At 73.2% G+C, this 13488-nt stretch carries 12 protein-coding genes; 7 read left to right on the forward strand and 5 right to left on the reverse strand.

The features are described from left to right. Positions 1-1266 (forward strand): D-alanyl-D-alanine carboxypeptidase (locus ABZU53_RS28955; protein WP_355068657.1); only part of this gene is annotated, 1266 nt, incomplete at its 5' end. A 40-nt stretch (positions 1267-1306) separates the two neighbouring features. Then, positions 1307-2134, forward strand: coding sequence for a peptidylprolyl isomerase (locus tag ABZU53_RS28960; protein WP_354862663.1), 828 nt, complete (start codon positions 1307-1309; stop codon positions 2132-2134). 164 nt (positions 2135-2298) lie between these two features. Here ABZU53_RS28960 and ABZU53_RS28965 read toward each other — a convergent pair whose 3' ends face one another. Further along, positions 2299-3321: a LacI family DNA-binding transcriptional regulator gene (locus ABZU53_RS28965; RefSeq protein WP_234588215.1), complete on the reverse strand. Its 1023-nt coding sequence runs from the start codon at positions 3319-3321 to the stop codon at positions 2299-2301. Between the two features lie 271 nt (positions 3322-3592). Between ABZU53_RS28965 and ABZU53_RS28970 the strand changes: the two genes are divergently transcribed. After that, entirely contained in the window at positions 3593-4612 is a 1020-nt protein-coding gene (locus ABZU53_RS28970) for an acetylxylan esterase (RefSeq protein WP_354862664.1), read from the forward strand. A 40-nt stretch (positions 4613-4652) separates the two neighbouring features. After that, the gene (locus tag ABZU53_RS28975; RefSeq protein WP_355068659.1) at positions 4653-5522 is read left to right on the forward strand and encodes a M15 family metallopeptidase; all 870 of its coding nucleotides are present in this window, start codon (positions 4653-4655) and stop codon (positions 5520-5522) included. A gap of 55 nt (positions 5523-5577) precedes the next feature. Here the strand turns inward: ABZU53_RS28975 and ABZU53_RS28980 are convergent, their stop codons facing one another. Then, entirely contained in the window at positions 5578-6765 is a 1188-nt protein-coding gene (locus ABZU53_RS28980) for a spore photoproduct lyase family protein (protein ID WP_355068660.1), read from the reverse strand. Positions 6766-6925: 160 nt separating this feature from the next. On the opposite strand from ABZU53_RS28980, the gene ABZU53_RS28985 reads away from it, so the two are divergent. From ABZU53_RS28985 to ABZU53_RS28995, 3 genes are all read left to right on the forward strand, one after another. Continuing rightward, positions 6926-8242 carry an RICIN domain-containing protein gene (locus ABZU53_RS28985; RefSeq protein WP_355068661.1) on the forward strand — a complete coding sequence of 439 codons (1317 nt, stop codon included), beginning with the start codon at positions 6926-6928 and terminating at the stop codon, positions 8240-8242. Positions 8243-8263: 21 nt separating this feature from the next. Continuing rightward, the gene (locus ABZU53_RS28990) at positions 8264-8725 is read left to right on the forward strand and encodes a hypothetical protein (protein ID WP_355068662.1); all 462 of its coding nucleotides are present in this window, start codon (positions 8264-8266) and stop codon (positions 8723-8725) included. A gap of 382 nt (positions 8726-9107) precedes the next feature. Then, on the forward strand, positions 9108-10307 hold the full coding sequence (locus ABZU53_RS28995) for an RtcB family protein (RefSeq protein ID WP_354862672.1): 1200 nt from the start codon (positions 9108-9110) through the stop codon (positions 10305-10307). A 45-nt stretch (positions 10308-10352) separates the two neighbouring features. On the opposite strand, the gene ABZU53_RS29000 is transcribed toward ABZU53_RS28995, so the two are convergent. From ABZU53_RS29000 to ABZU53_RS29010, 3 genes are all read right to left on the reverse strand, one after another. After that, positions 10353-11144, reverse strand: a complete 792-nt coding sequence (locus tag ABZU53_RS29000; protein ID WP_355068664.1) for a maleylpyruvate isomerase family mycothiol-dependent enzyme — start codon at positions 11142-11144, stop codon at positions 10353-10355. A gap of 104 nt (positions 11145-11248) precedes the next feature. Continuing rightward, complete coding sequence (locus ABZU53_RS29005) at positions 11249-12742, reverse strand: MFS transporter (RefSeq protein ID WP_355068666.1); 1494 nt, start codon at positions 12740-12742, stop codon at positions 11249-11251. A 33-nt stretch (positions 12743-12775) separates the two neighbouring features. Then, the gene (locus ABZU53_RS29010) at positions 12776-13387 is read right to left on the reverse strand and encodes a TetR/AcrR family transcriptional regulator (RefSeq protein WP_354863097.1); all 612 of its coding nucleotides are present in this window, start codon (positions 13385-13387) and stop codon (positions 12776-12778) included. Positions 13388-13488: the final 101 nt, after the last annotated feature.

Consider the following 13488-nt stretch of genomic DNA (forward strand, 5'->3'; position numbering starts at 1 on the left):
GCGCCGGCCGCCCCCCCCGCGGCGGCCCCCACGCCCGTCGCCGCGACGGGCGCCGCCGCCACGGGCGCTGCCGCCACGAGTGCCGCCGCCGCCGCCCCGCCGGCCGCGCGGTGCCCTCGGGTGCCCGCGCCGGCGATGTCCCGCCCGCCACGGCCCTCGCCCCCGCCCGCCGTGCCCGAAGCGCGGACGGTGGGCGGCGCCGGGCTGGCCACCAGCGGCCTGGTCGTGCCGACCGGCGCGGGCACGCCACCGGCGATCACCGCCACCTCCTGGCTGGTCGCGGACCTGGATTCCGGCAAGGTGCTCGGGGGCTGCGGCCCGCACGAGTACGGCACTCCGGCCAGCGTCCAGAAGCTGCTGCTGGCGGCCACGATGATGCCCCGGCTCGACCCCGCCCAGACGGTGACCGTCACCGCGGCGGACATGAACATCGAGCCCGGCTCCTCCGCCGTCGGCCTGGTCGAGGGCGGCCGCTACACCATCGAGACGATCTGGCTGGGGCTGCTGCTCAACTCCGGCAACGAGGCGGCGAACGCGCTGGCCCGGCTGGGCGGCGGGTCTGACGGCGCGGCCGGGGGAGTCCGCGCCATGAACGAGCAGGCACACCACCTGGGCGCGCTCCAGACGCACGCGGTCACGCCGTCCGGCCTGGACGGCAAGGGCCAGTTCACCAGCGCGTACGACCTGGCGCTGATCGCCCGGGCCTGCTTCGCGCAGCCGACCTTCCGGCGGTACGCGCTCACCCAGCTGGCGACGATTCCGGCCCAGCCGGCGCAGCGGACCAAGGGCTTCCAGATCCAGAACGAGAACCAGCTCATCTACCGGTACCCGGGCGCGTTGGGCGGCAAGACGGGCTTCACCGACCTGGCTCGGCACACCTACGTCGGCGCGGCGGAACGTGACGGGCGTCGGCTGGTGGTGACGCTGCTGGGCGCCGAGCCGGCGCCGATGCGCGGCTGGGAGCAGGGGGCGGCCCTGCTGGACTGGGGTTTCTCGCTGCCCCGCGACGCCAGCGTCGGCCGCCTGGTCGAGCCGGGTGAGCTGACCGCCACGCCGTCGGCCGCGCCGTCCGCGCCGTCCGCGCTTGCCGCGCCCGGTCCGCCCCGCCCGGCGGCGGCCAGCGGCCCGGCGGGCACCGGCTCCGGATGGCTGTGGTCGGTGGTCGCGCTGAGTGGCGCGGGAGTGCTGGCGCTGCTGGGCGGGTTGCTGTGGCACCGCCGCCGACGGTTGCCCGGTCAGATCGACAACAGGCCTCGGCATCCATAGACTCCGGTCTTTCTGGCAGCACGAGCCCAGGAGGATCCCTGTGTCGAGTGAACTCGAAACGCCTTCCGGCGCGGCGGCACCCCGCCGGTCGGTACGCGCGCTGACCCGCCTCGCCGGTGTGACGGCGTTCGCCGCAACGCTGATCGTCGGCGCGTCGGCTGCCGCGGTGGCCGCGCCGGTCGCGGCCGACGGCACGGTGAGCGCGGCCGCCGCCGATGCCCGCCCGCCGCGCACCACGCACGGCCCGTGCGCCTACACCGAGACGCCCGACGAGCCAGCCGCCCGGCCGGTGCCGCTGCCGCCCGACCCGCGCCGCACCCCGGACCGGGGCAGCGTCCGGGTGACCCTCTCCACCAACCAGGGGCCGATCGGGTTGACCCTGGACCGGGCCGCCGCGCCGTGCACGGTGCAGAGCTTCCTGCACCTGGTCGGCAAGCGCTTCTACGACCGCACCCCGTGCCACCGGCTCACCGCTTACCCGACGCTGAGCGTGTTGCAGTGCGGCGACCCGTCCGGCACCGGCGAGGGTGGCCCCGGCTACCGGTACCGCGACGAACTGCCGACCGACCTGCCGCCGGCCCCCACCGACCCGACCGGCGTACGCCGGGTCTACGCCCGGGGCGTGCTGGCGATGGCCAACGCCGGGCCGGACACCAACGGCAGCCAGTTCTTCCTGGTGTACGCCAACTCGGCGCTACGCCCCAACTACACGATCTTCGGCACGGTGGACGCGGCCGGGCTCGCCACCCTGGACCGGATCGCCGCTCAGGGAATCGCGCCGACGGCCGAGGACCCGGCGCCGGTCGACGGCGCTCCCGCGCAGCCGGTGACCATCCGGCGTGCCGTCCGGGCACACCACCACCACTGACCCGCTCGGCGCGGTGGGCGGCCCCGGTCGCCCACCGCGCCGCGAAGCGTCCACGTCCGTGGTCGTCGCTTATGGGGCGGACCGGCAGGCCGGAATTTTCGCAGCTGGACCGGAACAGGTGGAACCGGAATCCGACCCGGTTCGGGCCGTCGGAACGGAAGGGATCAGCCGGTCGGCGGGACGGCGGTGCTGTCCCGGACGACCAGCTCGGTGGCCAGCTCCACTCGGGGCGAGTCGATGCCCTCGCCCTGGGCCAGTCGCAGCACCGTCCGCACCGCCAGCCGGCCCATCTCGACCAGGGGCTGCCGGACGGTGGTCAGCGGCGGTGACGCCCACCGGGCTTCCGGCAGGTCGTCGAACCCGACCACGCTGACGTCGTCGGGAACCCGCAGCCCGCGGCGGCGGATGGCCTCGTAGACGCCGAACGCCATCTGGTCGCTGGCCGCGAAGATGCCGGTCGGCGGGTCGGCCAGATCGAGCAGCGCGGTGCCGCCGGCGAAGCCGGAGGCGTGGTAGAAGTCGCCCGGGTAGATCAGCGCGTCGTCCACCGGCACGCCGGCGGCCTCCAGCCCGGCGCGGTAGCCGTCGAGGCGGGCCCGGCTGCACAGCAGGTGTGTCGGCCCGGCCACGAACCCGATCCGCCGGTGCCCGACCGCCAGCAGGTGCTCGGTCGCGGCGAGCCCGCCGGCCCAGTTGGTGGCGCCGATCGTCGGGACGTCCATCGCCGGCACGCCGGCCGGGTCGACGACCACCACCGGCACGTTGAGGCGGCGCAGTTGCGCGTGCAGGGGCGGGCTCAAGTGCGACGTCACGAAGATGACGCCGTCGGTGGCGCGGGTGCGCAGGTTCTGCAACCACTGCCGGGCCGCCGTGGGCTGCCGGTGGATCGCGGAGACCACGGTGCCCACCCCGGCGGCGTGCCCGACGTCCTCCACGCCCCGGATGATCTCCACGGCCCAGGGGCTGTCCAGGTCGTTGAAGACCAGGTCGACGAGGCCCGCGCGGCGGACGCTGCGGCTGCTGCGGCGCCGGTAGCCGTGGTGGCGCAGCAGCTCCTCGACGCGTTCCCGGGTGTCGGGGGCCACATCGGACCGGCCGTTGAGCACCCGTGACACGGTCGGCACCGAGACCCCGGCCTCCCGTGCGATCGCGGTGATGGTCACCCTGCGTCCGTCGTCCGCGTCCACCCGTGTCTCCTTCACCGCTCCGGAGAGACGACCGCGAGCGTCGTCCATCCAGTGTCCCGGAACGGCACGCCCGCTCCTCGCGCCATCTTGCCTCACGGACGGGGGTTGACGACACGCCAGGTCGGTTCTAGCGTTCGGCTGAGTTGCGGAAATGTTCCGGTAATTTGTCGGATGCGTATCGGCGTACGGTCCCGTCTCCGCCGCCCGGCTGTCGGCGTCGGCCACGCCGTGGACGCACCTGATCAGTGCCACGCGACAGACAAGGGGCGCCATGCACACCGACCTGCCCGAGGCGCAGCTACGCGAGTACCGCGGCGTGGTGCGGGACCCGGCCGACTTCGACGAGTTCTGGGCCGACACCCTGGCGCAGGCCCGCGACGCCACCTGGCCGGTCCGGCTCGAGCCCGTGGTGACCGGCCTGCGAGCCATCGACGTGTACGACGTGACGTTCCCCGGGTTCGCCGGTCAGCCCGTACGGGCCTGGCTGCGGGTGCCGCACGGGGCCGGCACGGCGCTGCCGACCGTCGTGCAGTACGTGGGCTACGGGGGCGGGCGCGGGCACGCGCTGGAGAACCTGCTCTGGGCGTCGGCCGGGTTCGCCCATCTGCAGATGGACACCCGGGGGCAGGGTTCGGGCTGGAGCCGGGGCGTCACCGCCGACCTGGGCGCCGCCGGCCCGGAGGCGCCCGGCGTGGCGACGCGGGGCATCGCGGATCCCCGCACCTACTACTACCGGCGGTTGATCACCGACGCGGTCCGGGCGGTGGACGCGGCCCGGACCCTGCCGATGGTCGACCCGACCCGGGTGGCGGTGCTCGGGCACAGCCAGGGTGGCGCACTGGCGCTCGCGGCCGGCGCGTTGGCGCGCGGTGTGCGGGCCGTGGTCGCCCTCGTGCCGTTCCTCTGTGACATCCCGCGTGCCGTGGTGGTCACCGACGCCCACCCGTACCGGGAAATCCGCGACTACCTGGCGATCCACCGGGACGCCGAGGAGCGGGTGCTGACCACCCTGTCGTACGTCGACGGCGTCAACTTCGCCCGACGCTGCCGCCGGCCGGCTCGCTACTCGGTGGCGCTGATGGACGACATCGTGCCGCCGTCGGGGGTGTACGCCGCCCACAACGCCCATGCCGGGGCGACGGAGCTGTCGGTGTGGCGGTACAACGGCCACGAGGCCGGCGGGATCGACGACGACGAGGCGGCCCTGCGCTTCCTCGGCGCGCACCTGGTCGAAGCCCCCGACCCGGCGCCGACCGTGGCGGATCCGGCTCCGCTGGCGGCCGGCGGTTGATCCGGCGCGCGGCACCGACCGCTGCTGATAGACAGGACGGGTGCGCAGGTCAGTGCGGGTGGGTGGCGGCGTCGTGCTGGCGCTCGTCGCGGTGCTCGGCGGCTGCTCCCGTCCGCAGCCGCGTCCGGGCCCGACGGCCCCGGTCTCGGCCCCGCTGACCGGGTCGGCGAGCCCTCCACCGTCGTCGGGGACGCCGACCCCGTCGGCGACCGGCGGGTTGCCGGGCTTCGTGGTGCTTACCGACGTCGACCCGCGTATCCACGCCGATATCCGCTACGCCACGGCGCACAACTTCGTGGGCCGTCCGATCGCCGGCTACCGCGAGCCGCTGTGCCTGCTCACCCGTCAGGCCGCCGAGGCGTTGCGCCGGGTCCAGGACGCCGCGCTGGCCGGCGGCCACAGCCTCAAGGTGTACGACTGCTACCGCCCGCAGCCGGCGGTGGACGATTTCGTCGCCTGGTCGAAGCGCCCCGGCGAGCAGCAGACCAAGGCCGAGTTCTATCCGGACCTGGCCAAGGACCGGCTCTTCGCCGACGGCTACATCGGCGCGCCGACCGCCCACAGCCGGGGCAGCACGCTGGACCTGACGCTCGTCGACGAGCCGCCCGCCAGCCAACCCGCCTACGTGCCCGGGCAGCCGCTGGTTCCCTGTACGGCGCCGCCTGGGCGGCGCTTCGCCGACAACAGCATCGACATGGGCACCGGGTTCGACTGTTTCGACGCCCGGGCGCACACCGCCGACCCCCGCATCACCGGCACGGCGCGGGACAACCGGCAGTTGCTGCGGCGGCTGATGACCGACGCCGGGTTCGTCAACTACGACCGCGAGTGGTGGCACTACAGCCTCCGCGACGACCCGCACCCGCGCACGTACTTCGCCGCGCCGGTGGCCCGCTCCTCGCTCGGGTGACACGCTCCTCGGCGCGACCGCCCGCGGTGTCGGCGTTCGGTCGACGAACCGCGGCTCAGGTCCAGTAGAGGATGCGGCAGGCCGGGACTCGGGCGGCCAGCTCGTCGGTGAACCAGCTCCGCAGCTCGGCCATCGTGTCGCGGGGGTAGACGTACTTCACCGCGCCGAACCTGCCGTGTTTGCGGCTGCGGGACTCCTCGTCCATCTCCAGGCGGGTGTGCGGGTACCAGCCGAGCAGCACCTCCTTGCTGCCCGGGGTGAACCGGTGGGTGATCAGCTCGGCGGTCAGGTCCAGCTCCGGGACCCCGTCGACCGCCGCGCGGACCTGGTCCAGCAGCTCGCCGTAGCGTTCGCGCCAGTTTGGCAGGGGCATGATCGGCGCGATGGTCAGCCCGACGGGATAGCCGTCGAGCGCGAGCCGGCGCAGCGCGGCGAGCCGGTCCGGCACCCGCGCCGTGCCGCCCTCGAACCGTTCGCTGACCGGGGCGCAGTTGACGCTGAACCGGACCCGGGTGCGGCAGTGGTGGGGCAGCCCGACGAAGGTGTCCACGTCGGCGTACTTGGTGGTCCAGCGCAACTGCACGGGCGCGTCCCAGTCGGCGAAGTGCCGCACCGCCCGCCGCCAGCTGCCGGTCAGGTGTTCCAGCGCGAGGGGGTCGGTGTAGCAGGACGCCTCGAAGGTGGTGCCCTCGTCGGCGCGGCGTGCGTTGCGGCTGGTCACCGTTCCGCGCCCGGCGTACGGGGCCAACCCGGCCAGGATGTCGTCGAGGTCCGCGTACACCCGGGTCACCGGCGGGCCGGAGAGCGAACCGGCGAGGTAGCAGTACTGACAGTGCGCGGGGCAGCCCTCGGCGAAATCGACGCGCCAGTCGGCGCTGGGCGCGATGGGTTGCAGGACACGCCGCGAGGGCGGGCTCACCACGATCGCCATGGTCGCCTTGGCGCGCGCGTACGTCTCGGAGTCGGTCTGCCCGCGTACGCCGGTGAGCCGGTTCGACCGCAGTCGTTCCACCTCGATACCCAGCGCCCGCACGCGGTCGACGATCCGCTGCCCGTGGGGGTGGTCCAGGGCGGCCGGGGTGGCCACCACCCGGCCCGGGGTCCAGCGGCGTGCCGGTCTCGCCGCCGGGGCGAGCCCGGCCAGGTCGCGGGTCGGCACCCGCTCGCCGCTGGCGTCGTGCGGCGCGGCGGGCACGTCCACGGCGAGCGGCTGGTCGACGTCGACCGCGTCCGGGCTGGTCATCCGGCCGGGGTACCCGCTGCCGCAGGAATCCCACCCGATCGGTCGACCGCCGATTGACGCACCGGGCGGCACCGCATAACCTTTCGTCTATCTGTAAACCTTGTGAACAGATAGTTCACGTCGACGCGGCGGCGCGCGTCCCGACCGAAGGGACGATCAGGTGATCGCAGAACTTCCCTCTCGTACCAGAAGGATCCTGTCGGTTTTCGTCGCCCTCGTCGTCGCCGTGAGCGCCGGCCTCGGCCTCGGCGTCGCGCGCAGCGCGCAGGCCGCGCCGACGTTCAAGGTCCTGGCCTTCTACAACGGCACCTGGGACGCCGCGCACATCGACTTCGACCGCGACGCCCGCGCCTGGTTCCCGCAGGCCGCCGCCCAGTACGGCTTCTCCTGGGAGGCCACCACCAACTGGGGTCTGCTGAACACCGCGAACCTGGCCCAGTACAAGGTCATCATGTTCCTCGACGACGCTCCGCCCGCCGCGCAGCGGCCCGCCTTCCAGCAGTACATGCAGAACGGCGGGGCGTGGATGGGCTTCCACGTCAGCGCGTTCACCACCGACCCGTCGAGCTGGAGCTGGTACTACAACACCTTCCTCGGCTCCGGCTCCTTCCAGACCAACACCTGGGGGCCGACGCGCGTCACGATGCGCGCCGACAACCGCACCCACCCGGCCACCCAGGGGCTCCCGGCGACCTTCGCGTCGTCGGTCAGCGAGTGGTACTCCTGGAGCAACGACCTGCGCCAGAACCCGGACATCGACATCCTGGCCTCCGTCGACCCGTCCAGCTTCCCGGTCGGCACGGACCCCAACCAGTCCTGGTACGGCGGCTACTACCCGCTGGTGTGGAGCAACAAGCGCTACAAGATGCTGTACGCCAACTTCGGGCACAACGCGATGAACTACAGCACCAACACCGGCCTGTCCTCCACCTTCGACAGCCCGCAGCAGAACAAGCTGCTAATCGACGGTCTGCACTGGCTCGCCGGCGCCGGCACGACGCCCACCCCGACGCCCACGCCGACGGGCACCGCCGGCCCGATCTCGCCGACCGCCTGGCACACCGTCGTCAACCGGGGCAGCGGCAAGTGCGTGGACGCCCGGGCCGCCGGCACCGCCAACGGCACCGCCATCCAGCAGTACGCGTGCAACAGCAGCGCCGCCCAGCAGTACCAGTTCGCGCCGACCAGCGGCGGCTACCTGCGGGTCAACAACCGCGGCAACAGCGCCCAGGTGCTCGACGTGACCGACCGGTCGACCGCCGACTCGGCGCCCATCCAGCTCTGGTCCTACAGCGGCGGCAACAACCAGCAGTGGCGGGCGGAATCCGAGGGCGGCGGCTACTACCGGCTGGTCAACCGCACCAGCGGCAAGTGCCTCGACGTGCCGGGAGCGTCCACTGCGGACAGCGTCCAGCTCATCCAGTACACCTGCAACGGCACGGCGGCGCAGTCCTTCCGGCTGGTGACCGTGTCATAGCGTCGCGGTAGCCTCCCGGCCATGGCGATTCCCGACCTGGTGCCGATCGCGCACGAGCCCGACTACCGCACCAGCACGATCGGCCGGTACGACAAGGGTCAGTTCTTCGGCTCCGTCACCGCCACGCTCGATGACGGTGGCGGAGCCGACGACGACTGGTACCGCCACAAGCGGTGGTACGCGGTGCTGCACCGGTTCGACGCCGACGGCGTGCACACCGACTCCGACATCTGGTTCGCCGGCACCAGCGAGACCGAGGACGCCTCCGTCGACCGGGCCGAGGCCCGCCTCGCCGAGTGGCTCGACGCGCTGCCCGGCCGGGTCTTCGCAGACATCGCCATCGGGCTCTTCCAGGTCGAGGTCGACGGGCACGTCTTCGGACTGGTCGACTGGTCCGAGGAGTACGACGGTGCGGACCACGCCGAGTTCGTCCCCGACGACCTGGGTTTCGACCCGCCCTGGGACGGCTGCTACGACACCTGAGCCCGCGCGAGCCCACCCGGCGGCGAACCGCCGGGTGGGCGATATCCGTTGCGGGCGCACCGCCGCCCTCCTACTGTCGTCGGTGCAAGGTCAACCACACACACCCCGAGGGGAGTACGCCGTGCCGCGACGCGTCCGCACCGATGCCGCCTGGCGCCTGCTCCCTGCCGGCGGGTATGTGCCCGCCCTCGCCGAAGCCGGTGCCTGCCGCCCAGAGCGGTGCCCGCGCCCGGAGTGGCGCGACTGACGTCGACGCTGACGCGTCCGCCGGCCGCCCATCCCACCGGGATCGGGCGGCCCTTTCACATCCACGTACCGCCGCCGTGCGGCCGCCGCCGGCGCATGATCGATATCGGTCACCGCACGACAGAAGGAGACCACGATGGGATTCACCCCCCTGGCCGGTACCCGGGCGCCCGTCCGGGTCTGGACCGACCCGTACGCCATCGAGCCGCAGGCCGCGAAGCAGCTGCGCAACATCGGCGCGCTGCCCTGGGTGCAGGGCGTCGCCGTCATGCCCGACGTGCACTTCGGCAAGGGCGCCACCGTCGGCTCGGTGATCGCCATGCGACAGGCCGTCTCGCCGGCCGCGGTCGGTGTCGACATCGGCTGCGGCATGTCTGCGGTGCGTACCTCGCTGACCGCCGCCGACCTGCCGGACGACCTGGCCGGGCTGCGTTCCGCGATCGAGGCCACCATCCCGGTCGGCTTCGCCCAGCGGCAGGAGGCGGTCAACCCGCGCCGGGTCCGTGGCCTGGAGCAGGCCGGCTGGGACGACTTCTGGAGTCGGTTCGCCAGCCTGGACCGGCGGGTGGCGCAGCTGGAGACCCGGGCCCAGCGGCAGCTCGGGACGCTCGGCGGCGGCAACCACTTCATCGAGGTCTGCCTGGAGCAGGGCGGCGCCGACGAGGGCCGGGTCTGGCTGATGCTGCACTCCGGGTCGCGCAACATCGGCAAGGAGCTGGCCGAACGGCACATCGGAGTGGCCCGCAAGCTGCCGCACAACGTCGACCTGCCCGACCGGGACCTGGCGGTGTTCCTCGCCGGAACGCCCGAGATGGACGCGTACCGGCGGGACCTGTGGTGGGCGCAGGAGTACGCGCGGCGCAATCGGGCCGTCATGCTGGCCCTGCTCTGCGGTGTGGTGCGTGAGCACTTCCCGCAGGTCGGCTACGACGAACCCATCTCCTGCCACCACAACTACGTGTCCGAGGAGAGCTACGACGGGGTGGAGGTGCTGGTCACCCGCAAGGGCGCGATCCGGGCTGGCCGGGGCGACCTGGGCATCATCCCCGGGTCGATGGGCACCGGGTCGTACATCGTGCGGGGCCGGGGCAACCCGGACGCGTACTGCTCGGCCTCGCACGGCGCCGGCCGGCGGATGTCGCGGGCGCAGGCCAAGCGGACGTTCAGCACCGACGACCTGGCCGCGCAGACCGCCGGCGTCGAGTGCCGCAAGGACGCCGGGGTGGTCGACGAGATCCCCGGCGCGTACAAGGACATCACCGAGGTGATGGCCCAGCAGGAGGACCTGGTGGAGGTGGTCGCGCACCTCAAGCAGGTCGTCTGCGTGAAGGGCTGACGGGGGTACGCGCGGGCCGGGAGCACCGGCCCGCGCGGCGTCTCCTCAGAAGCCGACGAAGACCCGGCGGAGGTCGTCCAGGGTCAGCGGACCGGTCACCTGGACCCCGTCCGGCGTGTACTGCGGCCCGAGCCGGCCGACCACCAGCCGCAGCCACGTCTCGGCCGGCAGGGACAGCTCGCCGTCGGGCTGCTCCGGCGCGTCGGTCAGCGTGATCTGCTCGCCCAGCCGCAGCCCGAACGTGCGCTCCGGGTCCCGCAGCCGGACCAGCAGGGTGGCCTCCCGGCCGCCCAGCTCCTGCGGCCGGCCCGTCCAGCCCAGCATGCCGCCGATCTGCTCGATCAGCAGCGGCACCGCCTCCGGCGTCACCGCCGCGAACGGGTTGAACGCCACCTCGGCGTCCCACTGGTGCAGGGCGAACTCGCTGAGCCGGAACCGGGCGGCGGTGGCCACGTCCACCGGCTCCGGCAGGAAGCCGAGGTTGATCCGCAACGTCGCGCGGGTGTCGGCGTCCAGCGCCTCGTACGCCTCGACCAGCCGCTGGTTGGACTCCAGGAAGCCGGCCGCGTGCTCCTCCGGGGACATGGCGTCCCAGCGCTGCCAGACGGTGCGGTTGAAGTCGCCGTCCGGGGCGGGCGTGCCGTCGCGGGCGGCGGTCAGCCCGGCGAGGCCGATCTCCGCGCCGCTGCCGAGGTGGCTGAGCACCTGGGAGACCTGCCACTCGCTGGCACCCGAGGGCCGGCGCAGGTCGTCTTCCTTGAGGTCGCGCACGAGCGCGGCGAGCTCCTCGTGGCCCGCCCGTAGCGCATGGATGATCTGGTCGGCAGCCGTGGACATGTGTCTCCTCAACGGATCTTCGACGATGGTCGGGACGCTACCGGACGGGTGCGCCGGCCGGGCCGCTCCGATCGGGAGCGGCCCGGCCGGCCGTGTCGTCCGGCTCAGCCCATGTGCACGGCGTTGCCGGCGGGGATGTCCTCCTTGCGCACCTTCACCAGGACCAGGGTGACCAGCCCGGCGAGCACGATCAGGGCCGCGCCCCAGGCGAACGCCACGCGGTAGCCGTGCACGAGCGCCTCGACCTGGGTGACCGGGTTCGGCGCCCGGCCGACCAGGTACGCGGCCACCGCGCTGGTGTAGAAGGTGTTCAGCAGCGCGGTGCCCAGCGAGCCGCCGATCTGCTGCGTCGCGTTCAGCGTCGCGCTGGCCGCTCCGGCGTCGTGCTCCGGCACCCCGACCAGCGCGAGGCTGGACAGCGGCACGAAGGTGAAGCCGAGGCCCATGCCGAGGATGACCTGGGCGGGCAGCAGGAGGGTGAGGAACGAGGTGTCCACGTCGATCTGGGTGAGCGTCAGCATGGCCACGGCGGCGAGCACGGCGCCGCCGACCATCAGCGGCTTCGCGCCCACCTTCGGCATCAGCTGGCTGGCGCCACCCGCCGCGATCAGCACGCCCGCGGTGACCGGCAGCGACGCGAGCCCCGCCTCGAGGGGCTTGTACTGCAACACCACCTGGAAGTAGAAGGTGAGGAAGAGGAACGCCCCGAACAGGCCGGCGCCGATAAGCGTGGAGGCGAGGTACGCCCCGCCCCGGTTGCGGTCCAGGATGATCCGCAGCGGCAGCAGCGGGTGGTTGGAGCGCAGCTCGATCACCACGAAGGCGGCCAGCAGCACCACACCGGCGGCGATGAAGCCGAGCGTCGCGGTGGCGTCCCAACCGTCCTCGGCGGCCTTGGTGAAGCCGTACACCAGGGAGACCAGGCCGGCGGTGACGACGACCGCGCCGGGCACGTCGTAGCGGGTGTTGCCGTGCGCCCGGCTCTCCGGCACCAGCGGGATCGCGAAGGCGATCGCCACGGCGGCGACCGGGATGTTGACCAGCAGGCACCAGCGCCAGTCGGCGTACTCGGTCAGCACCCCGCCGAGCAGCAGCCCGACCGCGGACCCACCGCCGGCGATCGCGCCGTACACGGCGAACGCCTTGGCCCGCTCCGTGGCCTCGGTGAACAGCACCGTGAGCAGCGCGAGCGCGGCCGGGGCGAGCAGCGCGCCGAAGGCGCCCTGCAACGCGCGGGCGGCGAACAGCATCTCGCCGCTGGTGGCCAGACCGCCCAGCGCGGACGCCAGCGCGAAGCCGACCATGCCGACGAGGAACGTGCGCTTGCGACCCCAGTAGTCGGCGATCCGGCCGCCGAGCAGGAGCAGACCGCCGAAGGCCAGCGTGTAGGCGGTGATCACCCACTGCCGGTTCGCGTCGGTGATCCCCAGGTCCGCCTGGGCCTGCGGGAGCGCGATGTTCACGATCGTGGCGTCCAGGACGACCATCAGCTGTGAGACCGCGATGACCGCCAGCGCGATCCAGCGCCGCGGGTGCGGCGCGCCTGTCGACGTCCCGGCGCCGGGTGCGCCGGGGGCTGTCGAGGTGGTTCCGGGCATGGTGAAGCCTTCCGTGGTGCGGATGTCGAGGGATCAGGCCTGGGACGGGCGGTCGTGCTGGTAGCGGAGCACCGGGATCAGCACCTGGTCGACGACCTGGGTGAGGAACGCGTCGTCGGCGGGCAGGCCGTGCGCGACGACGCGGGACAGGGTGAGCGCGGGCGCCAGGTCGTGGAACAGCTCCCGTTCACCGGCGTCCGGGGGGATCTCCCCGCGGGCGGCGGCGCGGACGAGGATGGCCGTGCTGGCCACCCGCCCGGCGGGCAGCACCTGGTGGCGTACCAGGCGTTCCAGCTCCGGGCTGGTCCGCATGGCGAAGGTCAGCGCCTGCATCAGGTCGCAGTCGGCGACGCAGATGGCTGCGGTGGCGCGCAGCAGCTCGATCAGGTCGCCCCGCAGCGAGCCGGTGTCGGGCGGGTTGTGCACGCCGACCTGACGGTCGCGCAGGGCGGCGACGACCAGCTCGGCCTTGCCGTCCCACCGCCGGTAGATGGTGGCCTTGCTCACGTGTGCGCGGGCGGCGACGGCGTCGATGGTCATCCGGTCGTAGCCGACCTCGCGCAGCAGGTCGATCACCACGGTGAACAGGTCGCTGGACGTGCAGCGCGCGGCCCGGGCGGCCGGCACCCCGACGCCCGCGCTCACCTGCTGACCATCCAACACCCGAAGACCCCCCGCGAAACGATGTCGTACCGACCCTAGTTCGTTGCTGGCCGTTCCTGCAGGCTTTTATGAGGTGCGTCGCA

Origin of the sequence: Micromonospora sp. NPDC005194 (genome assembly GCF_040608335.1) — a bacterium.
In the GTDB taxonomy this organism is placed as follows: Bacteria; Actinomycetota; Actinomycetes; order Mycobacteriales; family Micromonosporaceae; genus Micromonospora.